Source organism: Lentzea atacamensis (genome assembly GCF_003269295.1).
Classification (GTDB): domain Bacteria; phylum Actinomycetota; class Actinomycetes; order Mycobacteriales; family Pseudonocardiaceae; genus Lentzea; species Lentzea atacamensis.
In genome coordinates, this window is sequence record NZ_QLTT01000026.1 from 1 (window position 1) to 1,481 (window position 1,481).

The 1,481-nt window shown below is 68.4% G+C and carries 1 protein-coding gene; it reads left to right on the forward strand.

Going from position 1 to position 1,481, the window contains the following annotated elements:
• The first annotated feature begins 108 nt into the window (after positions 1–108).
• Positions 109–1,461, forward strand: coding sequence for an IS4 family transposase (locus tag C8D87_RS44940; RefSeq protein WP_233442593.1), 1,353 nt, complete (start codon positions 109–111; stop codon positions 1,459–1,461).
• Positions 1,462–1,481 lie beyond the last annotated feature (20 nt).

The following is a 1,481-nucleotide window of genomic DNA, read 5'->3' on the forward strand; positions in this document are numbered from 1 at the left end:
CAATGCCGGGAAGTTAGGGAGTGGGCGGAGCTGTCAACCTGCTGGGATGGGCAACAGGGTTCCTGCTAGAACAACGTCGACCAAGATCGATGAACAGCAGGAACCCCGTTGGAACACCAGTCTGTCATCACGCGCTGCGTTCGCGTGGCCCAGGGCCGCTTCGCGCCCGGCCATCTCGGTGAACTGACCCGCCTCATCCCGTTCGATCTGGTCGATGCCGCACTCGCCTCGACCAGATCGACTCAGCAACGGCTGCGGGACCTGCCGTCCCGCGTGGTGGTCTATCTGCTGATCGCGGCCGGCCTGTTCACCGAGCTGGGCTACTGCCAAGTCTGGGCCAGGCTGGTCGCCGGACTCGACGGCATCCCGGTCGCCACCCCGAGTTCCTCCGCGCTGGCCCAGGCCCGCCGCCGGGTCGGAGCCGCCGCGCTGGCCGCGGTGTTCGGTCTGCTCGCCGGTCCCGCGGCCGGCGCGGCCCGGTGGCGGTCGCTGCTGATCTGCGCGATCGACAGCACCACGTTGTTCGTCCCGGACAGTGAAGCCAACCTGACCCGTTCCCCTTACCAGGGCGGCGGAAACGGCCCCTCCGGCTATCCCATGCTGCGGCTGATGGCAGTGGTCGCCTGCGGCACCCGCACCGTCATCGACATCGCGTTCGGGTCCTGGCGGGTCGGCGAGACCAGCATGGCGCCACGCCTGTTCGGGTGCCTGCGGCCGGGGATGCTGTTGCTGGCCGACCGCAACTTCGCCGTCGCCGACCTGATCGGACGCATCGCCTCCACCGGAGCGGACCTGCTCATCCGCGCCAAGAGCAACCGGGTCCTGCCCGCGATCACCCGGCTGCCCGACGGGTCCTGGCTGACGCGGCTGGGCGGGATCGAGGTGCGGGTGATCGAGGCCGAGATCACCGCCACCCTCGGCGGCCGCAAGAAGCACACCGGCCACTATCGGTTGCTCACCACCCTCACCGACCACCGCACCTACCCCGCTAAAGAGATCGTCGCCCTCTACCACCAGCGCTGGGAGATCGAGACCACGTTCCTGGAGATGAAATCCACCCTGCTGGGCGGCCGGGTCCTGCGCGCACGGACCCCGGCCGGGATCGAGCAGGAGATCTACGCCCTGCTGGCCGGCTATCAAGCCTTGCGGCTGGCGATGGCCGACGCGCTGCTCGGACAGGACACCCCGCCTGATCGGGCCGGGTTCACCATCGCGCTCAACGCGGCACGTGACCAGCTCATCCAGGCCGCGGGCGTCATCACCGACACCGTCGTGGACCTCGTCGGCGCGATCGGGCACGCAGTACGAACCGGTCTGCTCGCCCGCCGCCGCACCCGCGTCTGCCCACGAGTGGTCAAACGCGCTATCTCCAAACACCGCGCCAAAGGCCAGATCGACCGCACCAACCACCAAGCGACGATCACCATCACGATCATCACCGAGTTGACACGCGACCCATGACCCCTAACTTCCCGGCATTG